The following is a 22,256-nucleotide window of genomic DNA, read 5'->3' as shown; positions in this document are numbered from 1 at the left end:
CATCGATCACGCACAGACGCCGCCTTCGCCCATGTAAAATCAGGGTTTTCACTAATCCCTCACCAGATCAATGCCATGACCGCGCCAGAGACAACCAGCCCGACAGCCGCCGAGCCATCCCCAGCCTGGGGACCGGCGGCGGCCCTGCAGCGCTGGGCATCCTGGGTGCCGATCCGTTCGCTGGCACGCCGGCATCGGCGCCGCATCAAGGAACATCTGTTGTCGCTGGACGCGCGCGACCGCTATCTGCGCTTCGGCTACCCCGCCTCGGACGAGCAGATTGCCAAGTACGCGATGGGTCTGAACTTCGACCGCGACGAGGTGCTGGGCATCTTCAACCGCCGGCTGGAGCTGGTCGCGATGGCGCATCTGGCTTACGAGCCATCGCCGCAACTGCCAGGCAAGCCGGCCATGGCAGAGTTCGGCGTCTCGGTGCTGGGCAAGGCGCGAGGTCGCGGCTTCGGCGCCAGGCTGTTCGAGCATGCGGCCCTGCACGCCCGCAATCGGGGCATCGACACCTTGTTCATCCATGCACTGAGCGAGAACGTGCCGATGCTGCGCATCGCCCGCAATGCCGGGGCCAAGGTGGAGCGAGACGGCTCGGAGTCCGAAGCCTGGCTGCGCCTGCCGCCGGACACCGTGGCCTCCCATGTCGGCGAAGCCATCGAGCGCCATATGGCGGAACTGGACTTCCAGTTCAAGCGCCATGCCCGAGTCTTCGGCAACTTCATCGACGGCGTGGCCGAGATCAAGTCGCAGTTCGACGACGCCGGCAAGGCCGCCAAACAGTAACCCCCTCAATCACGGGACATCGCCCGGGCCTACCCCGTTTCCGGGGGTAGGCCCGGGGTTGCTTGTCACAATATTCAGTTACATTCAGCTGAATAAGCGCTTGTTTAGAGGCGCATCCCCACTCATCGAGATCACGAGGGACATGCAAACCACCGTTCCGTGGATCATCGCGCTGGTCTTTGCCTGCGGCTTTGTCGTGCTGGCCCTGCTATGGGTCTGGCGCCGACCCAGCCAGGGCGCCAAGCCGCTGCCCAGCGAATGGGCCTTGAGCGCCCGCCCGGTCTTCAGCACCGATGAGCGGCGCGTCTACCGTCTGCTCAAGGAAGCCCTGCCTCACCACGTCATCCTGTCCAAGCTGCCGCTGGTGCGCTTTTGTCAACCGACCGAGGCCAAGCAGGTGCGCTACTGGTTTGATCTGCTGGGCGCCACCCATGTGACGTTTGCGATCTGCAGCCCGAACGGCCGCGTGCTGGCGGCCGTGGACCTGGATGCCGAGCGCCATGCCTCCAGCCGCAGCCTGCAGATCAAGCAGTCGGTGCTGGGCGCCTGCCGGGTGCGCTATCTGCGCTGCCCGATCGACAACCTGCCGAGCGCGGCCGAGTTGCAGCTGCTGGTGCCCTTCAGCAGCAGTGCCTCGCGGGGTCCGCAGCCCGCACCGACACCGAACCTGACGCCGGCACGCCCCAGCATCAGCAGCAAGACGCCGCGCCGCAGCAGCCGTGAGAACCTCTGGCAGGACTCGGCCGTGTTCCACGACTCCTTCTTTGCGCCCGACAGCCGCTACGACAGCGTCGCCGTGACCCGCAGCGAAACCCGGCCCGGCTTTCGCAACAGCCGCCCCTTCGGCGAGCCGCTGAGCGCCGACTCCCAGTATCCGGACGAGGCCCCGAATGACATCGTCGGCGTGGTGGTCGACACGCCCCGCTACGGTCACCGTTAAGCTCCGGCACCGGCCACTTCGCTGCGGCGCCTGCCTCCGGCTCGGCGCCGCAGCCGTTTTTAATGAGCACTGATCACGATTTCAGCTTCGGCGACCTGACGCCCGAGTTCATGCTGGATGCCCTCGATGCCGTCGGCCTCCATGGCGATGGCCGCATGCTGCAGCTGAACTCCTACGAGAACCGGGTGCTGCAGCTGCATCTGGAGGACGGCCGTGTGGCGGTCGCCAAGTTCTACCGACCCGGACGCTGGAGCGACGAACAGATCCTGGAGGAACATGGCTTCGCCCAGGAACTGGTCGACGCCGAAGTGCCGGTGGCCGCGCCCTGGATGCTGGGCCAGGATGATGCGGCCAGCACACTGAGCCACTACCGTGGCCAGCGCTTCGCGGTCAGCGCACGCCAGGGCGGGCGCAGCCCGGAGCTGGAAGACCCCGAGGTGCTGACCTGGATAGGCCGGCTGCTGGGGCGCATCCATGGGGTCGGGCGGCGGCAGCCGTTCGTGCACCGGCTGCATTGGGACAGTGCTCAGCCCGGCCTGATCGCGCGCGACTGGCTGTTGGCGCATGACAGCGTGCCGGTGGAAATCCAGCCGGCCTGGCGCGCCGTCGTGCAGCAATGCCTGGACGCGACCCAGCAGGCCTTCGACGCAATTCCTGGTCTGCAGACGCTGCGTCTGCATGGCGATTGCCATCCCGGCAACATCCTGTGGACACCCGACAAGGGGCCGCACTTCGTCGATCTGGACGATGCAGTGACCGGCCCGGCCATTCAGGATCTGTGGATGCTGCTGTCCGGCGATGCCTTGAGCATGCGCCAGCAACTGGCCTGCGTGCTCGAGGGCTACGAAACAGTGGCCGAATTCGACCGCCGCGAGCTGACCCTGATCGAGCCGCTGCGCACCCTGCGGATGATCCACCACAGCGCCTGGCTGGCCCGGCGCTGGGGTGACCCGGCCTTTCCGCAGGCCTTCCCGTGGTTCGGCACACCGAACTACTGGAACGACCAGGTGGCCAAGCTGCGGGAGCAGCTCGAAGCAATGCAGCCTCCCGCGGCCCCGGCGATTCCCGACGAGGACTACCAGTTTCTGGACTGACACCGCCCGCTTGCGAACCTAGGGGGACAGGGCATTCTGGGAATTGACACTGCCGGCCCGCCACCGCTACACCATGCCCTCATGCCAACGGCAGCGCCAGCTGCACAGGGAGGGTTCATATGCAACGCTGGTCTCGACTTCTCGGGCTGTGCTCGCTCGCCTGCTGCGCCGCCTTGGCGCAGCCAGTCCCAGGTCTGCATCAACCGCGCTCGGCGGCCACCGCTTCGCCTGCGGCTGCGCCGGTCAAGCGCAGCGCCGCGCCGATGGCAGCGACCCTGGAGAGCGGCCGCGTCTGCACGACGATTGACTTCGAAGGTGTCGGCAATCTGGCCGCCGTGCCCCCGGTGGCCGGCATCACCACACCGGGCTGGCTGGGCATCATCGACTTCGATGCCGGCGGCACCGGCAACTTCGCCAACGAGCCGTCGCCACAGACGATCGCGTTCTGGCTCGGTGGCAATGCCTCGCAGCGCGATATCGTGCTGGCCAATCCGGCCTCGAAGGCCGAGTTCTACTTCTCCTCCTTCGTCAACGTCCGTGTGACCGCCTATGACGAAGCCGGTGTGGAGCTGACCAGCGCCCTCGGCCTGCCCAACTACAACACCGGCACCGGTGATCCGAATGGCAACTTCAACCGCTGGGATCCGATCAAGGTCGAGGTCGAGGGCAACAAGATCAAGACGGTGCGTGTCACCGGCAACACCGACCAGACCGGTATCGACAATCTGAAGATCTGCACCACGATAGGCATCGAGGGCGTCGAGGTCACGCAGGCGATCCAGCAGTACCAATCGATCAAGGACTTGAAGACCAGCCTGCAAGCGGGGCGCGAGGCACCCGTCCCCGTCATCGCCGGCAAGCCGGCCGTCGTACGGGTCTATATGAACAAGGTCGACAACGTGACCCCGGTGACGGTCAAGCTCAGCGGCGCCATCAACCAGACCCGCCAGCTGGTGCTGCAGCCGCAATGCGGCGCCGAAGACCAGCGCCGCCAGCGCAACGGCTGTCAATCGCTCGACTTCTACTTCTCCCCACCCGAGGGCGACTGGGATCTCAACGCCAAGGTACTGGACAGCGCCGGCAATGTACTCGAGTCGCATGACCTGCCCTTCAAGAGCCGCAAGACGGATGCGCTGGTACTGAAGGCCGTATCGATCTGCGAGGCCAAGGACGCGGCCGGCAACTGGCTGTGCGCGGCCGCGAACACGCTGGCCGGCAATATCGGGGTGCTGCGCAAGCTCGCACCGACCTCATCGGTCACGGTGCAGGTCACCAACAGCTTTGTCAGGCGCGATGTCGCGACCTTCCCCTCGGTCGACAACTGGTGGCCGGTCACGATCAAGGACGTCAATGATCTGTATGGCCTGTTCGACGGCATCGGCGATCTGTTCGGCACCCACACCGTCTACTACGGCATGATACGGCCGGCCCTGCCCGGCGGCACCGGCGGCATGGCCCACGAGATCCCCGGCCGCGGCGCCGGCAGCCGCACCAGCGCGATCCGCCTGGGCACCGAGACCGTGACCGAGGTGGTCGCTCACGAGGTCGGGCATACGCTGGGCCTGCGCCATACCAACACCGATGTGCCGGTGGCCGGTGCGGCGCCTCCGGGCTGCTACAACAAGGCCGTCGACGGCGCCACCGACTGGCCGTTTGCCAACAACCGCATCCAGAGCGCGGCGCGTCTGGAAGTCGGCTTCGATGTCGCGGCGCGCAAGCCGCTGGACCCCGACAACACCTATGACATCCTCAGCTACTGCGTGCCGCGCTGGATTTCGCCGCAGCGCTACAAGACCGCGATCGCCGCGCTGAGCGGCGGCGCCGTCACCAGCGCGAGCGTCGCTCCCTCCCGAGCCCGCAGCATCATGACGACATCCGCGATACGCAGCCCACAGCAAGCCGTCGGCGGCGGCTACTGGACCATCTCCGGCACGCTGACGGCTGCTGGCGTGCAGTTCGATGCCTTGTTCGAAGACGTGGCGTCAGGCCCCGTCGGTGCCGGCAGCGGCAGCCACAGGGTTGAAGTCCAGAGCGCGGCCGGCGCGACCCTGGCGCTGCGGCACTTCACCCCGACGCGCTCACACAGCGAAGGCGTCGGCCCCGACATCGAAGGACCAGCCAGCTTCTTCGCGCTGCTCCCGGTCGCTGCCGGCGCGGCACGCATCGTCGTGTTCGATGCCGCCAACCTGCCGATAGGCAGCCTCGACCTCGGCGGCGACAAGCCTGTCGTCACTCTCGTGCAGCCCGCAGGCGGTGTGCTCAGCGGGCCGCAACGCATCGAGTGGGCCGTCAGCGATGCCGACAGCACCGGCCACACCGCCAAGGTCTATTACTCGCCCAATAACGGCGCGGTCTGGTCGCAGATCGCAGCGCTCAGCGACAGCGCCTCCCTGACCGTGGACTTCGACCTGCTGCCGGGCGCACAGGGCACGGGCCGGCTGATGGTGTCGGTATCCGACGGCATCAACTCGGGCTCCGTGCTGTCCGAACCGTTCAGCGTGCCGCGCAAGGGGCCGAGCGCGCTCTCCATCGTCTCGCCGCTGGCCAACCAAGCCTTCCCGCCGGGCGTGCCGGTGCCCCTGGAAGGGCTGGCCTATGACGTCGATGACGGCATGCTGGACGGCAACGCCGTCAGTTGGCAGTCCAATCTCGGCGGCCCGCTCGGCCATGGCGCGCTGCTGACGACGGACAAGCTCGCGAAGGGTTCGCACATCCTGACGATGACGGCCACCGACCGCGACGGCAATACCGCCACGGCCACCACCACCGTCCACGTCGCCGGTGCCGCGCCGACCCTGAACCTGAGCGTCAGCGGCCTCGATCAGCTGCCGACGACCTGTGTCGAAGCCACGATAGATCCAAAGATCGAGACCGGCAGCGTGGCGCTGAAGAACGTCGAGTACAGCCTGGACGGTGGGCTCCAATGGACCGCGATTCCCCTGAATCGCCTGCCCTTCAAGCTGCTGGTGCCGGGCAGCGGCTTCATCCATCTGGTGGCACGCGCCTACGACATGGCCGGCCAGTCGGTCGCCAAGGACGCCAAGTTCTTCATCAACTCGGCCTGTGACCAGGGCGGCCCGCCGCGCCTGGCCGGCAGCATCGTCGCCCAAGGCTTTGCCGCCGCAGGCGTCTACTTCATCGATGTGCAGCTGAGCAATAGCGGTCAGGGCCTGGCCCAGGCCATCCAGATCAAGGCCATCCGACCTCGCACGCTGTCCGGCAGCGGCACGGTCAGCTACAACGGCGCGCTGTCACCGGCGCTGCCGATCACCGTGCCCGACCTGACGATGGGACAGTCCAGCATCGTGCGGCTGCACTTCAATGTGCCGGCCTCGGTGACGCGCTTCAGCGTCGTCGAGGACGGTGTGATGACGGACAAGTTCGGCCGGGTCTTGAACTTCTCCATCTCGCAATCGGTCATTCCCAAGTAGGAGATCTGCATGACGACACAACACGTCGCCCGTCGACCGTCAGCCGCCCGCGCCGGACTCGGCGCCCTCGCCCTGGTGACCCTGCTGCTGGGCGCTCCCGTCGCATGGGCCCAGCAATGGAACGCGGCCACCACGCCGCTCGATGGCAATATCGCCGGCACGGCCGGCGCTCGCATCGGCTGGGGCTACCAGATCGACAACCAGGAGGCCACCAACTGGCTGGTACTGACCGGCCTCAGCGCCGACGCCGTCCAGCATGCGGTGGCGGACTCGCTGTTCGATCTGCCCATCATCGCTCCGGGCGCTTCGGCCACGACGGCCTACACCGGCGCCACCGGGCTCTATGCGCTGACCTGGGATGCCGACGCGCCGGTCGGCTTCGTCAACTTCGGCAGCTTCGTGCTGAGCGCCGAGTGGTGGGACGGCGACCCGCTCGCCGGTGGCCAGTTTCTGGCGCTGGCCGACGATATCTCGCTCAACTACTCGGCCCTTGTGACCCAGGTGCCTGAGCTGCCGGCCGCAGTGATGCTGGCACTGGGCCTGGTGGCGTTGCAGCTGCGGCGGCGCTTCAGCCGGACTTGACGAGCAGGGTCAGCGTATCGGTGCTTGATGTGCAGACATCGAGCAGATTGTGGCCGGCGCGCAGCGTCGGCAGGCCGGAGGCGCGCACCCGGTCGCCAACCTGGATGCGCAGCCCCTGCGCGGTGACCTCGCTGCTGGCGCAGCGACGCTCGCCCTCACCGGGGTGGTAGAGCACCTGCCACAGGCTCGCGTCGACCCGCAGGGTCAGCAGGCAGGCGCCGTCGCGCTCGCAGTCGCGGCGGTTCTCCAGCACCGTGCCGACGATGACCTGGGGCGCCGCGAAGACCGCCACCGAACTCGGGCCTAGCAGCAGCAGGACCAGGCCGAGAGACGGGGCAGTGGCCTTCATCACATCGGCCCGGTGGCGCTCAGCCGAGCAGCATCGCGTTGACGCGCTTCACATAGGCGGCCGGATCTTCCAGATGGCCGCCCTCGGCCAGCACCGCCTGATCGAAGATGACGTGGGCCAGATCGTCGAAATGCACGCTGCTGTCCAGCTTCCTGACCAGCGCGTGATCGGCGTTGATCTCCAGGGTCGGCAGCGAGCTCGGCGCGGCCTGGCCGGCCTGCTTCAGCAGACGCGCCAGATGACCGCTCATATCGCCTTCCTCGACGACGATGCAGGCCGGCGAATCGACCAGGCGGGTGCTGATGCGCACATCCTTGGCACGGTCCTTCAGCGAGGCCTTCAGACGGTCCAGCAACGGCTTGTTGACCTCGGCGGCCTCCTCGGCCTTCTTCTTCTCGTCCTCGTCCTGCAGCTTGCCCAGGTCGATCGCGCCCTTGGCCACCGACTGCAGCGGCTTGCCCTCGAACTCGTACAGATGCGAGAGCATCCACTCGTCGACGCGGTCGATCAGCAGCAGCACCTCGATGCCCTTCTTGCGGAAGATCTCCAGCTGCGGGCTGTTCTTGGCGGCCTGCAGTGAATCGGCCGTGATGTAGTAGATCGCGTCCTGGCCTTCCTTGGCACGGCTCAGGTAGTCGGCCAGCGAGACATTCTCATCGGCATGGGTGGAGGCGAAGCGCAGCAGCTTGGCCAGCCGCTCCTGGTTCTGGTGATCCTCGCCGACGCCTTCCTTCAGCACCGAGCCGAAGTCCTTCCAGAAGTCCGCATACTTGGCCTTCTCGGCCGCATCCTCGTTGTCGGCCAGCGTTTCCAGCATCGACAGCACGCGCTTGGTCGAGCCTTCGCGGATCGCCTTCACGTCGCGGCTCTCCTGCAGCAGCTCGCGACTGACGTTCAGCGGCAGGTCGGCCGAGTCGATCACGCCCTTGACGAAGCGCAGATAGACGGGCATCAGCGCCTCGGCGTCGTCCATGATGAAGACGCGCTTCACATACAGCTTGACGCCGCCGCGCTTGTCGCGGTTCCACAGGTCGAAGGGCGCCTTCTTCGGGATGTAGAGCAGCTGGGTGTATTCGCTGCGGCCCTCGACGCGGTTGTGCGTGTAGGCCAGCGGCGCTTCCTGGTCGTAGCTGATCTGCTTGTAGAACTCTTCGTATTGCTCGGGCGTGACCTCGCTCTTGCTGCGGGCCCACAGCGCCGAGGCCTTGTTGACCGGCTCCCAGGCCTCGGTCAGGACCTGCTCGCTCTTCTCGGCGTCCCACTCCTCCTTGCGCATCAGGATGGGCAGCGAGATGTGATCCGAGTACTTGCTGATGATGGACTTCAGGCGCCAGGTCTTCAGGAACTCTTCCTCGCCCTCGCGCAGATGCAGGATCACATCGGTGCCACGACCGGGCTTGGCGATGGTCTCGACCTCGTAGTCGCCGGTGCCTTCCGAACTCCAGCGCACACCCTCTTCCGGCTTCAGGCCGGCGCGGCGGGTCTCGACCGTGATGCGGTCGGCGACGATGAAGCCGGAGTAGAAGCCGACGCCGAACTGGCCGATCAGGTTGGCATCCTTCTTCTGGTCGCCTTCCAGCTTGGCCATGAATTCGCGCGTGCCGCTCTTGGCGATGGTGCCCAGGTGGGCGATCGCTTCGTCCGCACTCATGCCGATGCCGTTGTCGCTGATGGTGACGGTCTTGGCAGCCTCATCGAAGCTGACGCGCACCTCCAGATTGGGCGTGTCCTCGAACAGCTCGGCTTGGTCCAGGGCTTCGAAGCGCAGCTTGTCGCAGGCATCCGAGGCGTTGGACACCAGCTCGCGCAGGAAGATTTCCTTGTTGGAGTACAGCGAATGGGTGACGAGGTGCAGGATCTGCTTGACCTCGGCCTGGAAGGAATGGGTTTGCTTTTCCATCATGGCTTGTCGATATCGGTAAGAGAAAACGGCAAGAACGCCGACAGCGCCCCGCATCTGGGGGCGCCGTGGCGCTCTTTCAAGAGGCTTCAGTAAGACAGGCTCAGCTTCGGGATGTCGACCCGCAGCAGCGCCTTGCTCAGCGCACCGCTGGCCGCGCGGGCATAGTCCAGCGCAAACGCGGCATCCTCGAAGGCCTCGGGGCCGACGGCGGCGGCCACGCCGAGGATCTTGTCGGCGATCAAGACCTTGCCGGCGCCCCGCATCGGCTCGCAGCCGTTCTTGACGAACTGCTCGTCCAGCCAGAGGCGGGCGGCCTCGAAGGACAGGACCTCGCTGGCGTCGACCACCAGATTGATTTCCTGGTCCGGGCCGAACACGATCTTGACTTCGCTGCGCATCGCTTGCTCCTTGTGACTGAGCCGATTTTCGCTCAGCCGCATGAACTACTTGCGACTCGCCTTGACCGCAGCGCTCAGGACCTCCAGCACCTCCAGCGAATCGTCCCAGCCCAGGCAGGCATCGGTGATGCTCTTGCCGTACTCCAGCTTGGACGGATCGTCCTTGCCGGGGCTGAACTTCTGGGCACCGTCGTGCAGATGGCTTTCGACCATCACCCCGAAGATCTGCTGGCTGCCCGCCCCCATCTGCGCCGCGATATCGCGCGCCACATCGAGCTGGCGTTTGTGCTGCTTGCTGCTGTTGGCATGTGAGCAGTCGATCATCAAGCTGTCGTCCAGCTTGGCGGCCAGCAGGTCCTTGGCGGCGGCGGCCACATGCTCGGCGTCGTAGTTGGGCGTCTTGCCGCCGCGCAGGATCACATGGCAGTCCCTATTGCCCTTGGTCTCGACGATGGCCACCTGGCCGTTCTTGTGCACCGACAGGAAATGGTGCGGCCGGGCCGCCGCCTGGATCGCATCGGTGGCGATCTTGATATTGCCGTCGGTGCCGTTCTTGAAGCCGATGGGCGCGGACAGGCCCGAGGCCAGCTCGCGGTGCACCTGGCTCTCGGTGGTGCGCGCGCCGATCGCACCCCAGGAGATCAGGTCGCCGATGTACTGCGGCGAGATCACGTCGAGGAACTCGCTGCCGGCCGGCATGCCCAGGCGGTTGATCTCCAGCAGCAGCTGGCGGGCGATGCGCAGGCCCTCGTCGATGCGGTAGCTCTCGTCCAGATAGGGGTCGTTGATCAGGCCCTTCCAGCCCACCGTGGTGCGCGGCTTCTCGAAGTAGACCCGCATCACGATCTCCAGCGTGTCGGCGTACTTCTCGCGCTGCGTCAGCAGCCGACGCGCGTACTCGACTGCAGCGGCCGGGTCATGGATGGAGCAGGGGCCGATGATGACCAGCAGGCGATCGTCCTTGCGCTGCATGATCTTGCGGATATTGGCCCGGGTGCCGCTGATCAGCTGCTCCATCGGCGTGCCCGAGATCGGGAAGAAGCGGATCAGATGCTCGGGCGGCGGCAGCGGCGTGACATCGCGGATGCGCTGGTCATCGGTCTCGCTGGTCTTGTCCTGGGGCGAGTACCAGCGCTCGGCCTGATGCTGGGAGGTCGTCTTGGCGTTCATTGGGCTTGGCTCTTTCCGTGGCTGATCCGTGGGACGAAAAAAAACCGCCTGGGCTGAGCCCGGCGGTTTTTAGAGATTCGTTGCGTTTGACTTGCTTGCTTACGCGTTCGCCTCTCCGCCGCCGGTGCGGTGCGAGAACCAAAAGAAAGCAAAGTAAAACTTTGGCGAATGCATGGCACTGAATGTAGCACGGCGGCTTTGGCGCCGCCGTCGCATCAAAACGTCAGCAAGCCCCGGTCAGGCCGTGCCACCCACCGTCAGGCCGTCGATGCGCAGCGTCGGCTGGCCCACGCCCACCGGCACGCTCTGGCCTTCCTTGCCGCAGACGCCGACGCCGGTGTCCAGCCGCATATCGTTGCCTATCATCGTGACACGGGTCAGGGCATCGGGGCCGTTGCCGATGATGGTCGCGCCCTTGACCGGGTACTGGATCTTGCCGTTCTCGACCCAGAAGGCTTCGCTGGCCGAGAAGACAAACTTGCCGGATGTGATATCCACCTGGCCACCGCCGAAGTTGGTCGCGTACAAGCCCTTCTTGATGCTGGCGATGATTTCCTGCGGGTCCTTGTCGCCGCCCAACATATAGGTGTTGGTCATGCGCGGCATCGGCACATGGGCATAGCTCTCGCGCCGGCCGTTGCCGGTCGGCGCGACCTTCATCAGCCGGGCATTCATCGCGTCCTGGATATAGCCCTTCAGGATGCCGTCCTCGATCAGCACATTGCGCTGCGAGGCGCAGCCTTCGTCGTCGACATTCAGCGAGCCGCGGCGATCCGGGATGGTGCCGTCGTCCAGCACCGTCACGCCCTTGGCGGCGACGCGCTGGCCGATGCGGCCGGCAAAGACGCTGGAGCCCTTGCGGTTGAAGTCGCCCTCCAGGCCATGGCCGACGGCCTCGTGCAAGAGCACGCCGGGCCAGCCCGAGCCCAGCACCACGGTCATCTCGCCGGCCGGGGCCGGGCGCGATTCCAGATTGGTCAGCGCCGCCGTGACGGCCTGATCCACATAGCTGGCGATCATCGCGTCACTGAAATAGGCCAGACCGAAACGACCGCCGCCACCGCCCGAGCCGACCTCGCGCCGGCCATTGCTCTCGGCGATCACCGTGATCGAGAGGCGCACCAGCGGGCGCACATCGGCCGCCAGCGTGCCATCGGCACGCGCGATCAGCACCACCTCATGCTCGGCCGCCAGGCCGGCCATCACCTGGGCCACGCGCGGATCCTTGGCGCGCGCCATCTTCTCGGCGCGCTCCAGCAAGGCCACCTTCTCGGTGCTGTCCAGGCTGGCGATCGGGTCGGCATCGCCGTAGAGCGAGCGGCTGCCCGACACCAGCGGCGAGGCAGGCACCTTGACCTTCTTGCTCTGCCCGGCCGCAGCAATCGTGCGCACCGTGCGGGCCGCGTCCATCAGCGCCGCTTCCGAAATATCGTCGGAGTAGGCAAACGCCGTCTTCTCGCCGGCCACCGCCCGCACACCCACGCCCTGGTCGATGCTGAAGGAGCCGCTCTTGACGATGCCCTCCTCCAGGCTCCAGCCCTCGGCGCGGGTGGTCTGGAAATAGAGATCGGCGTCATCGACGCGATGCTCGGTGATCAGACGCAAGGCCTTGGCCAGATCCAGCTCGCTGAGGCCGTAGGGCTCCAGCAACTGGCTGCGGGCCGCTACCAGGCGGGCAAGAGTGGGTTCGCGGGAGATCATGAGAGGCATTGTAGGAGCGAGCGGCCGAGCGCCACCGCCCTCAGCGGCGCAGACCCTTGCGCACCAGATGGATATGGTTGCGCAGGGAATACAGCTCGTCGGTGTAGGACAGCGGCACGACGATCTTGCCGACCTTCTCCTCCAGGCTGTCGAGCTCCTGCAGCAGCGCGGGCGCGGCGGCCGGGTCGGCCTCCGCCCGGGCCTCGATCTCGCGCAGCTCGCCATACCAGCGGAACACCCGCGAGCGGATGCGGAAGGCATAGAGCGGCGGCACCACCCGCGACAGCGGCAGCAGCAGCGCGATCAGGACACCCATCACCAGCCACATGCGCTCGACCAGATTGGCGATCCAGAAGGGCAGATAGCGCTGCAGCAGCGGCGCCGGCTCGTTGATGGCGCGCTCGCCCTCCTTGGCGACAGGCAGCTCGCTGTGGCGGGTGTTCGGATACTCGCGCGCCCGGTTGAACCAGCCGGCCCCGCCGTGGATGGTCTGGGCGTTCTGCGCGAACAGCTGCAGCAGCGCCGGGTGCGTGTCCTCGCGCGCCAGCAGCGAGGTGGTCGAGGCCACCAGGCGCACATCGTCGGACGGGATGTCGGCGGCCAGATCGACCACGCCGCGCGGCAGGGTCTCAGGCGTCAGAAAGGGAAAGCGGCGCGCATAGGCCTCGCTCTGCGCGAAGTCCATCAGCCGCACGCCGGGCGTCTGCAGCAGCATCTGCACCATCAGCGACTCGGGCGCCGAGGCGAACACCAGGGCATCGAGCTCGCCGTCGAGAAAGGCCACGGTGGCCGGGGTCTGCGCCAGATGCGAGAGCCGCACCGAGGACGACTCCACCTTGTTGAGCGCCAGCAGCTTGTTCACCAGGCTGGGCACACCGCTGCCCTCGGTGCCGACATTGACACGCAGGCCCTGCAGCTGCGCCAGGCTGCTGAGCCGCGCATCGCTGCTGATGGCGGCTTTGGCCGCCTTGCCGCCGCCCGCGCCGACCGCCACCTTGCGGGCGGTGTCGGCGCGGTAGAACAGCCAGACCGGCTCGACGAACAGGCTGCCCAGCGAGAGCAGTTCCTGGCCCTGCATCACGTCCGGCTCGGCCGTGCCGCCCTGTACAAAGCCCAGATCGGCCCGGCCCTCACGCAGCAGCTGCAGATTGGCCGCCGAGCCCTCGCTGGGCAGCAGCACGACCGTGATGCCGTCGGCCGCCAGCGCCTTGGCATAGCGCTTGCCGAACTCCTCGTAAGCGCTCTGCGCCGGGCCGGTGGCCAAGGTGACGCGCTTGGGCGGGTTGGGATTCAGCCACCAATAGGCCAGCACCAGCAGGGCCACCGCCAGCATCGCGAACGGCCCCGCCGACAGCAGCAGCACGCGCAGCGACAGCAGCGCACCGCGCAGCGCCTGAGGCATCTGACGAACCGGCGTCATCACTCAGTCCTCGCGGGCCTTCTTGATCGCCAGCGCCGCCTCATAGAGCCGGTTGCGCGAGGCCCCGCTCAGCTCCGAGGCCAGCGCCACCGCCTGCTTCAGCGGCAGCTCGGCCAGCAGCAGGCTCAACGCACGCAAGGCGTCCGCAGGAATGTCGCCCTCGACAGCGGCCCTGGCCGGCAGCGCATGCAGCACCAGCACGAACTCGCCGCGCTCGCGCTGCGCGTCGGCCGCCAGCCAGGCCGGCAGCGCGGCGGCGGCGTCGGTGTGCACGGTCTCGAACTGCTTTGTCAGCTCGCGGCAGACGGTGACCCGCTGCTCGGGGCAGAGTTCGGCCAACAGCTCGACCAGCGCCTTGATGCGGTGCGGCGCCTCGAACAGCACCTGGCTGCGTGGGCTCCCGGTCAGCGCCTGCAGCGCCGTGCGGCGCTCCATCGCCTTGGTCGGCAGGAAGCCGGCGAACTCGAAGCCCTGCGCCGCCGCATCGCCGGCCACACTCAGCGCCGTCACCGTGCTGCTGGCACCGGGCACCGGAAAGACGCGCAGACCCGCAGCGGCCACGGCCGCCACCAGCACCGCGCCGGGGTCGGAGATGGCCGGCGTGCCGGCGTCGGAGATGTAGGCGATGCGCTCGCCGGCCTGCAGCCGGGCGATCAGCGCCGCGCTGCCCTGATGCTCGTTGTGCTGGTGCAGCGCGATCAGCGGCTTGTGCAGGCCCAGATGGCGCAAGAGGCCGGCGCTGACCCGCGTGTCCTCGCAGGCCACCGCATCGACCAGGCTCAGCACATGGGCGGCGCGGAATGTCAGGTCCGCCAGATTGCCAATCGGCGTGGCCACCACATAGAGCGTGGCTGCGGGATACTGCTGGCCACCGGCCGCCGCAGCGGCCACCTGCAGCAGCAGGGAGGCATCGATGTTCGACAAAAAGGGCTCTCCCAAGAAAAGCGGGGACGCTGCCGAAGACCGGGCGCTACAGCATCTGCAGCAGCAGGGCCTGCGGCTGCAGGAACGCAATTATCGGGTCGCCGCCGGACCCAGCGCCCGGGCCGGCGAGGTGGACCTGATTCTGCGTGATCGCGACGGCACCCTGGTCTTTGTCGAGGTGCGTGCCCGGGCCGGCTTCTCGCATGGCGGCGCGGCCGCCAGCGTCACCCCCACCAAGCAGCGTCGCCTGATCTATGCGGCGCGCCGCTATCTGATGCGCTACGCCTCGCCGCCACCCTGCCGCTTCGATGTGGTCGCGCTGGACGGCGAGGCCATCGAATGGCTGCAGGCCGCCTTCGATGCGGGCTAGGCGTTTTCCCTGGCTTATGATCCGCGCCAATGCTTGAACAACGGATCCAACAACAATTCTTCGAGAGCGCCGACCTGCAGTACCAGGTGGCCGAGAGCCTGTCGCGGCCGCTGGCCGCCGCAGCGCAGATGCTGGTGGACGGCATCACCGCCGGCGGCCGGGTGCTGTGCTGCGGGCTCGGGCTCTCGGATCTGGACGCCCGCTATATGGCCGCGCTGCTGGTCGGCCGCTTCGAGCAGGAGCGCCCCGGTCTCGCGGCCTGGAGCCTGGACGCGCTGAGCCGCCAGGTCGATGCCACGGCCGCACTGACCCGCCAGATCCAGGCCCTGGGCCATCCCGGTGACCTGCTGCTGATGTTCGAGGCGCAGAGCGCCACCCGCGCCACCCATGGCGCCTTGCTGGACGCCGCCCATGCGCAGGAGATGAGCGTGATCGCGCTGACCAGCAATCTGGACGAAGACCTGCGCGGCGCCCTGCTCGATACCGATGTGCAGATCCGTGTGCCGCACAGTCGCGCCGCGCGCGTCGCCGAGGCGCACCGTCTGCTCTCGCATTGCCTGTGCGATGCGGTGGACCTGCAATTGCTGGGTGCCGGCGAGTGAGCCGCGCCCGAACCCTAGCCACTGGAAAGCCATGATGCCGTTCTTGCCGAAATCCCGATCGCTGGCGCGCCGCGCCGTCCTGCTCAGCACCCTGGGCGCGGCCCTGCTGAGCAGCGCCTGCGCGCCGCTGATACTGGGCGGCGCGATGGTGGGCGGCGTGATGATGAGCACCGACCGCCGCACCTCGGGCACGCAGATCGAAGACCAGGGCATCGAATTGAAGGCCGGCGCCCGGCTGCGCGAACAGTTCGGCGAGCGCGCGCACATCAATGTCAACAGCTACAACCGCATCGTGCTGCTGACCGGCGAGGCGCCCACCGAGGCCGACCGCGAGGCGGCCGAGCGCCTGGTGGCCCAGGTCGAGAACGTCAGCCGGGTGCTCAACGAGGTCGGCGTCGCCGGCAAGAGCTCGCTGACCAGCCGCTCCAACGATGTGCTGATCGCGAGCAAGGTCAAGGCCAGCCTGGTCGATGCCCGCGACCTGATCTCCAACGCCTTCTACGTCGTGGTCGAGCGCGGCACCGTCTACATCATGGGCCGTGTCACCGAGCGCGAAGCCACCCGCGCCGCCGAGATCGCACGGGGCGTCAGCGGCGTGCAGAAGGTGGTGCGCGCGGTCGAGCTGATCAGCGAAGAAGAGCTGGCTCGCATCACCCCGAAGCCGGCACCGACGAAATAGATCGGCACCCGGCGGGGAGGACTACTTCAGCCGCTTGATCAGGCTGGAGGTGTCCCAGCGATTGCCGCCCAGGGTCTGGACATCGGCATAGAACTGGTCGACCAGGGCCGTCACCGGCAGCTTGGCGCCATTGCGGCGGGCTTCGTCGAGCACCAGGCCCAGGTCCTTGCGCATCCAGTCGACCGCAAAACCGAAGTCGAACTTGTCATCCACCATGGTCTTGCCGCGGTTGTCCATCTGCCAGCTCTGGGCCGCGCCCTTGCCGATCACGTCCAGCACCTGCTTCATGTCCAGGCCGGCCTTTTGGCCGAAGGCGACGGCTTCCGACAGGCCCTGCACCAGGCCGGCGATGCAGATCTGGTTGACCATCTTGGCCAGCTGACCGGCGCCCGGGGCGCCGACCAGGGTCACGGCCTTCGCAAAAGCCAGGGCGACCGGCTGGATGCTCGCGAACGGCGCGGCATCGCCGCCGCACATCACCGTCAGCGCGCCGTTGACGGCGCCGGCCTGGCCGCCCGAAACCGGCGCGTCGACGAACTGCAGGCCGGCGGCCAGCGCTGCGGCATAGAGCTCGCGCGCCACCTCGGCCGAGGCCGTCGTGTGGTCGACAAAGATGGCACCAGGCTTCATGCCCGCCAATGCGCCAGCCTCGCCCAGCACCACCGAGCGCAAATCGTCGTCATTGCCGACACAGGCGAACACGATATCGGCACCGGCCGCAGCGGCCGCCGGGGTTGCAGCGGCCTTGCCGCCGTATTCCTGGGCCCAGGTCTGGGCCTTGGCGGCCGTGCGGTTGTAGACAGTCACGGCATGGCCGGCGCGGGCCAGATGGCCAGCCATGGGATAGCCCATGACACCGAGGCCGAGAAACGCCACTTGGCGCGGCGGGATGGGTTCGTAGGTGCGGGTGGGTGCGTTCATGCACCCGACTCTAAACGATGGCTCAGACGATGGTCAGATGCTCGGTGCCGGACGACAGATCGCCGGAGCGGGCCCGTTCGCTATTGAGCTTGATCTGCAGGCGCAGATCGTTGACCGAGTCGGCATTGCGCAGCGCGTCTTCGTAGGTGACCTTGTTGGCCTCGTAGAGATCGAACAGCGCCTGGTCGAAGGTCTGCATGCCTTGCTCGCGCGAGCGCTTCATGATCTCCTTGATCTCGCCGACCTCGCCCTTGAAGATCAGGTCCGACACCAGCGGCGTGTTCAAGAGGATCTCGACCGCCGCGATCCGGCCCTTGCCCTCCTGGCGCGGCAGCAGGCGCTGCGAGACCAGCGCGCGCAGATTCAGCGACAGGTCCATCAGCAGCTGGCTGCGCCGCTCCTCGGGGAAGAAGTTGATGATGCGGTCCAGCGCCTGGTTGGCGCTGTTGGCGTGCAGGGTGGCCATGCACAGATGGCCGGTCTCGGCGAAGGCCACCGCGTGTTCCATAGTCTCGCGGTCGCGCAGCTCGCCCATCAGGATCACATCGGGCGCCTGGCGCAGCGAATTCTTCAGCGCCGATTCCCAGCTGTCGGTGTCGATGCCGACCTCGCGCTGGGTCACGATGCAGTTCTTGTGCGGGTGGACGAACTCGACCGGATCCTCGATCGTGATGATGTGGCCGAAGGTGCTCTCGTTGCGGTGGTCGACCATGGCCGCCAGCGAGGTGCTCTTGCCCGAGCCGGTGGCGCCGACCACGATGACCAGGCCGCGCTTGGCCAGCACCACATCATTGAGGATGGCGGGCAGCTCCAGCGAGGCAATCGTCGGCAGCGTGGCCGGAATCGTCCGCAAGACCAGGCCCACATGGCCCTGCTGCAAAAAGGCGTTGGCGCGGAAACGGCCGACGCCCGCCGGCGAGATCGCGAAATTGCATTCCTTGTTGCGCTCGAACTCGGCCGCCTGCTTGTCGTTCATGATGGAACGGGCCAGCTGCAAGGTGTGCTGGCCGGTCAGCGGCTGCGGCGAGACCTTGGTGACCTTGCCGTCGACCTTGATGGCCGGCGGGAAATCTGCGGTCAGGAACAGGTCGGAGCCCTTGCGCGAGATCATCAGGCGCAAGAGGTCGTTGATGAATTTCGAGGCCTGGTCGCGTTCCATGAAGGGGATCCTTGATCAACCAGGGAAATTTTCGGGGAACTTGGCCTTTGATCGGGCTTCCATCGGCGAGATGATGTTGCGCCGGACCAGATCGGTCAGGTTCTGGTCCAGCGTCTGCATGCCCTGCTGGTTGCCGGTCTGGATCGATGAATACATCTGCGCGACCTTGTTCTCGCGGATCAGATTGCGGATCGCCGAGGTGCCCAGCATGATCTCGTGCGCGGCCACGCGGCCGGTGCCGTCCTTGAGCTTGCACAGGCTTTGCGATATCACCGCCACCAGCGATTCCGACACCATCGCCCGCACCATTTCCTTCTCGGCCGCCGGGAACACATCGACGATACGGTCGACGGTCTTGGCCGCCGACGAGGTGTGCAAGGTGCCGAACACCAGGTGGCCCGTCTCGGCGGCGGTCAGCGCCAGCCGGATGGTCTCCAGATCGCGCATTTCGCCGACCAGCACGCAGTCCGGATCCTCGCGCAGCGCCGAGCGCAAGGCGTTGGCAAAACTCAGCGTGTGCGGGCCGACCTCGCGCTGGTTGACCAGGCTCTTCTTCGACTCGTGGACGAACTCGATCGGGTCCTCGATGGTCAGGATGTGGCCGTATTCGTTTTCGTTCAGGTGGTTGACCATGCCGGCCAGGGTGGTCGACTTGCCCGAGCCGGTCGGGCCTGTCACCAGCACCAGGCCGCGCGGCTTCAGCGCCAGCTCGGCAAAGACCTTGGGCGCGTTGAGCTGCTCCAGCGACAGGATCTTGGACGGAATGGTCCGGAACACGGCGCCAGCGCCGCGGTTCTGGTTGAAGGCATTGACGCGAAAGCGCGCCAGGCCCTGGATCTCGAAGGAGAAGTCGACCTCCAACGTCTCCTCGTAGGCCTTGCGCTGCGAGTCGTTCATGATGTCGTACACCATATCGTGCACCTGGCGGTGCTCGAGTGCCTCGACATTGATGCGGCGCACATCGCCGTGGACCCGGATCATCGGCGGCAAACCGGCCGAGAGATGCAAGTCGGAGGCCTTGTTCTTGACCGAGAATGCCAGCAGTTGGGTGATGTCCATAAACGAGCGAATTAGCGTGGGCCATTATGGCGACGATCTCCGAGAACTTACAACAGCTGCAAGAGCGCATTGAAACGGCCTGTGAGGCCGCCGGTCGGCCCGTGCAAAGTGTCACGCTGCTGACGGTCAGCAAGACGTTTTCTGGCGACGCGGTGCGCGAGGCCTTCGCGGCCGGCGCGCGCCGCTTCGGCGAGAACTATGTGCAGGAGGGGCTCGACAAGATCGCCGAGCTAGGCGATCTGCGCGCGCAGATCGAGTGGCATCTGATCGGCCCTCTGCAAAGCAACAAGACCCGGCCGGTGGCTGAGGCCTTCGACTGGGTGCACAGCGTCGACCGGCTCAAGACCGCGCAGCGCCTGTCGGACCAGCGCCCCGCCGAGATGGCGCCGCTGCAGATCTGCCTGCAGGTCAATATCAGCGGCGAGGCCAGCAAGAGCGGCGTCGCGCCGGCCGAGCTGCCGGCGCTGGCGCGCGCCGTGGCGGCGCTGCCACGCTTGCGCCTGCGCGGCCTGATGGCCATTCCCGAGCCCGCGGCCGACCAGCAGGCCCAGCGCGCGCCGCACCGCGCGCTGGCGGGCCTGCTGACCGAACTCAACCGGCAAGGCCTGGCCCTGGACACCTTGTCGATGGGCATGAGCGCCGACTTGGAGGCCGCGATTGCCGAGGGCGCCAGCATCGTGCGGGTCGGCACGGCCATCTTCGGCGGCCGCGCCGCCGCCATCTGATCGGGTGGTTTGTCCCGCATCTGATCCTTCCCAAGGCGGCCGCCAGCCGGCAGCATCAGGCCCATGTTTGCCCTGCCCTCAAGATTCTTCCTGACCCTGATGCTGGTCGCCGGTGCGGCTGCCGCGGCGCCGGCCGTCGAAGACAGCATCGCCCAGCGCGCCCAGGCCTGCACCCTGTGCCACGGCAAGCAGGGCCGCGCCGCCGCCGACGGCTACCACCCGCGCCTGGCCGGCAAACCACAGGGCTATCTCTACAAGCAGCTGCTGAACTTCCGTGACGGTCGGCGCGACTACGGCCTGATGAGCGATCTGATCGCCCCGCTGTCCGACGCCTATCTGCTGGAGCTGGCCGGCCATTTCGCCCAGCTCGAACTGCCCTATCCGGCGCCACAGCCACCGAGCGTGGACGCGGCCGCGCTGGCACGTGGCCGTGCGCTGGTGCTGCAGGGTGATCCGGCGCGCAAGTTGCCGGCCTGCGTGCAATGCCATGGCGAGAAGCTGAGCGGCGTCCAGCCCTTCATCCCCGGACTGCTGGGTCTGCCGCGCGACTATCTGAACGGCCAGCTGGGCGCCTGGCGCAGCGGCCAGCGCCGCGCGGTCGCACCCGACTGCATGGGCCACATTGCCAAACAGCTCAAGGTCGAGGAGATCAATGCCGTCTCGCAATGGCTGGCGGCCCAGACCCTGCCGCCCGGCAGCAAGCCCGCCGCTGCCCTGCCCGCGCCGCTGCCGATGGACTGCGGAGGCCTGCAGTGAAGCGCCGCCACATCGTTGCACTCGCCCTGGCCGCTCTGCTGCTGCTCGTGGCCGTCACCGTCTACTGGCTCAACCATCTGGACGAAGGCCGACCCGCCGAGGCCCCGCTGGCGATCACGCCGGCCCTGGTCGAGCGCGGCGCCTATCTGGCCCGCGCCGGCAACTGCATGGGCTGCCATACTGCGCGTGGCGGCCAGCCCTATGCCGGCGGCCGCGCGATACCGACCCCGTTCGGCGCGGTCTTCTCATCGAACCTGACCCCCGATGCCGCCACCGGCCTCGGCTCCTGGAGCGCCGAGCAGTTCTGGGCCGCGCTCCACAACGGCCGCGGCCGCGATGGCCGCCTGCTGACGCCCGCCTTCCCCTACACCAATTACGCGCTGGTGACCCGCGCCGACAGCGACGCGCTCTACGCCTATCTGCAAAGCCTGAGCCCGGTCGCGCAAGCCCATCGGGCTCACGAGCTGCGCTTCCCCTACAACACCCAGGCGGCGCTGGCGGTCTGGCGCGCGCTGTACTTCCGCCCGGCCGTGTTCACGCCCGAGCCCACGCGCAGCGCCGAATGGAACCGCGGCGCCTATCTGGTCGAGGGGCTGGGCCACTGCAATGCCTGCCACGCGCCGCGCAACAGCCTGGGGGCGCTCACCGACGCCCGGGATCTGAGCGGCGGCGCGCTGCGCGAGCTGGGCTGGTACGCGCCCTCGCTGCAGGATCCGGCCGAGGCCGGGGTGGCCGGCTGGAACAGCGTCGAGCTGCGCGACTGGCTCAAGCACGGCCGCAACGAGCGTGCCAGTGCGCTGGGCCCGATGAGCGAGGTGATACTGGGCAGCACCCAGCATCTGGACGAGGCCGATCTGCGCGCGATGGGCGCTTATCTGCAAGCTCTGCCGCCCCAGGGCAAGACCCGACCCCGGCAACCCAAGCCCGATCCGGCCCTGCGCGAGCTGGGCGCCAAGCTCTACGAACAGCACTGCGCCAGCTGCCACGGCGAGCAGGGCCGGGGCGTGGCCGGCATCTATCCGGCCCTGGCGGGCAACCGCACGGTCACGATGGGGACTAGCGACAACCTGCTGCGCGTGATGCTGCGTGGCGGCTATGCGCCGGCCACCGCCGGCAACCCCCGCCCCTTCGGCATGCCGCCCTTCGCCGGCGTGCTGAGCGACCGCGAACTGGCGGCCATCGCCAGCCATCTGCGCAGCAGCTGGGGCCATCAGGCCGGCGATGTGACACCGCTGGACGTGCTGCGCGTCAAATGACCGACAAGACCTGACCCCATGAAAA

Annotated in this window: 21 protein-coding genes; 11 read left to right on the top strand and 10 right to left on the bottom strand. The window is 67.3% G+C overall.

What is annotated here, in order from left to right:
* The first annotated feature begins 75 nt into the window (after positions 1-75).
* The 5 genes from ABGI63_RS11585 to ABGI63_RS11565 all read left to right on the top strand — a co-directional run bounded on the left by ABGI63_RS11585 (position 76) and on the right by ABGI63_RS11565 (position 6,839).
* Positions 76-792, top strand: a complete 717-nt coding sequence (locus tag ABGI63_RS11585) for a GNAT family N-acetyltransferase (protein ID WP_349742570.1) — start codon at positions 76-78, stop codon at positions 790-792.
* Positions 793-934: 142 nt separating this feature from the next.
* A complete protein-coding gene (locus tag ABGI63_RS11580; protein ID WP_349742569.1) occupies positions 935-1,732 on the top strand; it encodes a DUF2726 domain-containing protein in 798 nt (265 codons plus the stop codon).
* A 62-nt stretch (positions 1,733-1,794) separates the two neighbouring features.
* Positions 1,795-2,826 (top strand): serine/threonine protein kinase, encoded by a 1,032-nt coding sequence (locus tag ABGI63_RS11575; RefSeq protein ID WP_349742568.1) that lies wholly within the window; start codon positions 1,795-1,797, stop codon positions 2,824-2,826.
* A 263-nt stretch (positions 2,827-3,089) separates the two neighbouring features.
* Complete coding sequence (locus ABGI63_RS11570) at positions 3,090-6,257, top strand: zinc metalloprotease (protein ID WP_349742567.1); 3,168 nt, start codon at positions 3,090-3,092, stop codon at positions 6,255-6,257.
* A 9-nt stretch (positions 6,258-6,266) separates the two neighbouring features.
* Entirely contained in the window at positions 6,267-6,839 is a 573-nt protein-coding gene (locus ABGI63_RS11565) for a hypothetical protein (protein WP_349742566.1), read from the top strand.
* Here ABGI63_RS11565 and ABGI63_RS11560 read toward each other — a convergent pair.
* The 7 genes from ABGI63_RS11560 to rsmI all read right to left on the bottom strand — a co-directional run bounded on the left by ABGI63_RS11560 (position 6,826) and on the right by rsmI (position 14,704).
* Positions 6,826-7,188 (bottom strand): hypothetical protein, encoded by a 363-nt coding sequence (locus tag ABGI63_RS11560; RefSeq protein WP_349742565.1) that lies wholly within the window; start codon positions 7,186-7,188, stop codon positions 6,826-6,828. The genes ABGI63_RS11565 and ABGI63_RS11560 overlap by 14 nt on opposite strands.
* 19 nt (positions 7,189-7,207) lie before the next feature.
* Positions 7,208-9,088 carry a molecular chaperone HtpG gene (gene htpG / locus ABGI63_RS11555; protein ID WP_349742887.1) on the bottom strand — a complete coding sequence of 627 codons (1,881 nt, stop codon included), beginning with the start codon at positions 9,086-9,088 and terminating at the stop codon, positions 7,208-7,210.
* A gap of 89 nt (positions 9,089-9,177) precedes the next feature.
* Positions 9,178-9,489, bottom strand: a complete 312-nt coding sequence (locus tag ABGI63_RS11550) for a hypothetical protein (protein ID WP_137941458.1) — start codon at positions 9,487-9,489, stop codon at positions 9,178-9,180.
* Between the two features lie 45 nt (positions 9,490-9,534).
* Positions 9,535-10,659, bottom strand: coding sequence for a 3-deoxy-7-phosphoheptulonate synthase (locus tag ABGI63_RS11545; protein ID WP_349742564.1), 1,125 nt, complete (start codon positions 10,657-10,659; stop codon positions 9,535-9,537).
* 237 nt (positions 10,660-10,896) lie between these two features.
* On the bottom strand, positions 10,897-12,360 hold the full coding sequence (gene tldD, locus ABGI63_RS11540; RefSeq protein WP_349742563.1) for a metalloprotease TldD: 1,464 nt from the start codon (positions 12,358-12,360) through the stop codon (positions 10,897-10,899).
* 40 nt (positions 12,361-12,400) lie between these two features.
* Positions 12,401-13,762: a TAXI family TRAP transporter solute-binding subunit gene (locus tag ABGI63_RS11535; protein ID WP_349742886.1), complete on the bottom strand. Its 1,362-nt coding sequence runs from the start codon at positions 13,760-13,762 to the stop codon at positions 12,401-12,403.
* Between the two features lie 21 nt (positions 13,763-13,783).
* Positions 13,784-14,704, bottom strand: a complete 921-nt coding sequence (rsmI, locus tag ABGI63_RS11530; RefSeq protein ID WP_349742562.1) for a 16S rRNA (cytidine(1402)-2'-O)-methyltransferase — start codon at positions 14,702-14,704, stop codon at positions 13,784-13,786.
* On the opposite strand from rsmI, the gene ABGI63_RS11525 reads away from it, so the two are divergent.
* The 3 genes from ABGI63_RS11525 to ABGI63_RS11515 are packed head-to-tail and all read left to right on the top strand — an operon-like array spanning position 14,694 to position 16,355.
* A complete protein-coding gene (locus ABGI63_RS11525; protein WP_349742561.1) occupies positions 14,694-15,074 on the top strand; it encodes a YraN family protein in 381 nt (126 codons plus the stop codon). The genes rsmI and ABGI63_RS11525 overlap by 11 nt on opposite strands.
* Positions 15,075-15,103: 29 nt before the next feature.
* Positions 15,104-15,676, top strand: coding sequence for an SIS domain-containing protein (locus tag ABGI63_RS11520; protein ID WP_137941454.1), 573 nt, complete (start codon positions 15,104-15,106; stop codon positions 15,674-15,676).
* A gap of 34 nt (positions 15,677-15,710) precedes the next feature.
* Positions 15,711-16,355 carry a BON domain-containing protein gene (locus ABGI63_RS11515; RefSeq protein ID WP_349742885.1) on the top strand — a complete coding sequence of 215 codons (645 nt, stop codon included), beginning with the start codon at positions 15,711-15,713 and terminating at the stop codon, positions 16,353-16,355.
* Between the two features lie 21 nt (positions 16,356-16,376).
* Here the strand turns inward: ABGI63_RS11515 and ABGI63_RS11510 are convergent, their stop codons facing one another.
* Genes ABGI63_RS11510 through ABGI63_RS11500 form a run of 3 tightly spaced genes read right to left on the bottom strand, consistent with a single transcriptional unit; the run spans position 16,377 to position 19,494 of the window.
* On the bottom strand, positions 16,377-17,276 hold the full coding sequence (locus ABGI63_RS11510; RefSeq protein WP_349742560.1) for an NAD(P)-dependent oxidoreductase: 900 nt from the start codon (positions 17,274-17,276) through the stop codon (positions 16,377-16,379).
* A 22-nt stretch (positions 17,277-17,298) separates the two neighbouring features.
* Positions 17,299-18,435, bottom strand: a complete 1,137-nt coding sequence (locus ABGI63_RS11505) for a PilT/PilU family type 4a pilus ATPase (protein ID WP_137941452.1) — start codon at positions 18,433-18,435, stop codon at positions 17,299-17,301.
* 15 nt (positions 18,436-18,450) lie between these two features.
* A complete protein-coding gene (locus tag ABGI63_RS11500; protein WP_349742559.1) occupies positions 18,451-19,494 on the bottom strand; it encodes a type IV pilus twitching motility protein PilT in 1,044 nt (347 codons plus the stop codon).
* 26 nt (positions 19,495-19,520) lie between these two features.
* Between ABGI63_RS11500 and ABGI63_RS11495 the strand changes: the two genes are divergently transcribed.
* From ABGI63_RS11495 to ABGI63_RS11485, 3 genes are all read left to right on the top strand, one after another.
* Entirely contained in the window at positions 19,521-20,219 is a 699-nt protein-coding gene (locus ABGI63_RS11495) for a YggS family pyridoxal phosphate-dependent enzyme (RefSeq protein ID WP_349742558.1), read from the top strand.
* Positions 20,220-20,282: 63 nt separating this feature from the next.
* On the top strand, positions 20,283-20,975 hold the full coding sequence (locus ABGI63_RS11490; RefSeq protein WP_349742557.1) for a c-type cytochrome: 693 nt from the start codon (positions 20,283-20,285) through the stop codon (positions 20,973-20,975).
* Entirely contained in the window at positions 20,972-22,231 is a 1,260-nt protein-coding gene (locus tag ABGI63_RS11485; protein WP_349742556.1) for a c-type cytochrome, read from the top strand. Before ABGI63_RS11490 ends, ABGI63_RS11485 begins: the two co-directional genes overlap by 4 nt.
* Positions 22,232-22,256: the final 25 nt, after the last annotated feature.

The organism is Roseateles cavernae, assembly GCF_040187885.1.
GTDB classification, from domain to species: Bacteria; Pseudomonadota; Gammaproteobacteria; order Burkholderiales; family Burkholderiaceae_C; genus Roseateles_E; species Roseateles_E cavernae.
This window is presented reverse-complemented; position numbering and strand designations above follow the sequence as displayed.

Bases quoted from the DNA above. Each gene is read 5' to 3' on its own strand.
- ABGI63_RS11535 (WP_349742886.1), bottom strand. From the start codon at position 13,762: ATGCCTCAGGCGCTGCGCGGTGCGCTGCTGTCGCTGCGCGTGCTGCTG.
- tldD (WP_349742563.1), bottom strand. From the start codon at position 12,360: ATGATCTCCCGCGAACCCACTCTTGCCCGCCTGGTAGCGGCCCGCAGC.
- ABGI63_RS11505 (WP_137941452.1), bottom strand. From the start codon at position 18,435: ATGGAACGCGACCAGGCCTCGAAATTCATCAACGACCTCTTGCGCCTG.
- ABGI63_RS11570 (WP_349742567.1), top strand. From the start codon at position 3,090: ATGGCAGCGACCCTGGAGAGCGGCCGCGTCTGCACGACGATTGACTTC.
- ABGI63_RS11545 (WP_349742564.1), bottom strand. From the start codon at position 10,659: ATGAACGCCAAGACGACCTCCCAGCATCAGGCCGAGCGCTGGTACTCG.
- htpG (WP_349742887.1), bottom strand. From the start codon at position 9,088: ATGGAAAAGCAAACCCATTCCTTCCAGGCCGAGGTCAAGCAGATCCTG.
- ABGI63_RS11490 (WP_349742557.1), top strand. From the start codon at position 20,283: ATGTTTGCCCTGCCCTCAAGATTCTTCCTGACCCTGATGCTGGTCGCC.
- ABGI63_RS11560 (WP_349742565.1), bottom strand. From the start codon at position 7,188: ATGAAGGCCACTGCCCCGTCTCTCGGCCTGGTCCTGCTGCTGCTAGGC.
- ABGI63_RS11580 (WP_349742569.1), top strand. From the start codon at position 935: ATGCAAACCACCGTTCCGTGGATCATCGCGCTGGTCTTTGCCTGCGGC.
- ABGI63_RS11565 (WP_349742566.1), top strand. From the start codon at position 6,267: ATGACGACACAACACGTCGCCCGTCGACCGTCAGCCGCCCGCGCCGGA.
- ABGI63_RS11550 (WP_137941458.1), bottom strand. From the start codon at position 9,489: ATGCGCAGCGAAGTCAAGATCGTGTTCGGCCCGGACCAGGAAATCAAT.
- ABGI63_RS11520 (WP_137941454.1), top strand. From the start codon at position 15,104: ATGCTTGAACAACGGATCCAACAACAATTCTTCGAGAGCGCCGACCTG.
- ABGI63_RS11500 (WP_349742559.1), bottom strand. From the start codon at position 19,494: ATGGACATCACCCAACTGCTGGCATTCTCGGTCAAGAACAAGGCCTCC.
- ABGI63_RS11525 (WP_349742561.1), top strand. From the start codon at position 14,694: ATGTTCGACAAAAAGGGCTCTCCCAAGAAAAGCGGGGACGCTGCCGAA.
- ABGI63_RS11575 (WP_349742568.1), top strand. From the start codon at position 1,795: ATGAGCACTGATCACGATTTCAGCTTCGGCGACCTGACGCCCGAGTTC.
- ABGI63_RS11515 (WP_349742885.1), top strand. From the start codon at position 15,711: ATGCCGTTCTTGCCGAAATCCCGATCGCTGGCGCGCCGCGCCGTCCTG.
- ABGI63_RS11510 (WP_349742560.1), bottom strand. From the start codon at position 17,276: ATGAACGCACCCACCCGCACCTACGAACCCATCCCGCCGCGCCAAGTG.
- ABGI63_RS11585 (WP_349742570.1), top strand. From the start codon at position 76: ATGACCGCGCCAGAGACAACCAGCCCGACAGCCGCCGAGCCATCCCCA.
- ABGI63_RS11495 (WP_349742558.1), top strand. From the start codon at position 19,521: ATGGCGACGATCTCCGAGAACTTACAACAGCTGCAAGAGCGCATTGAA.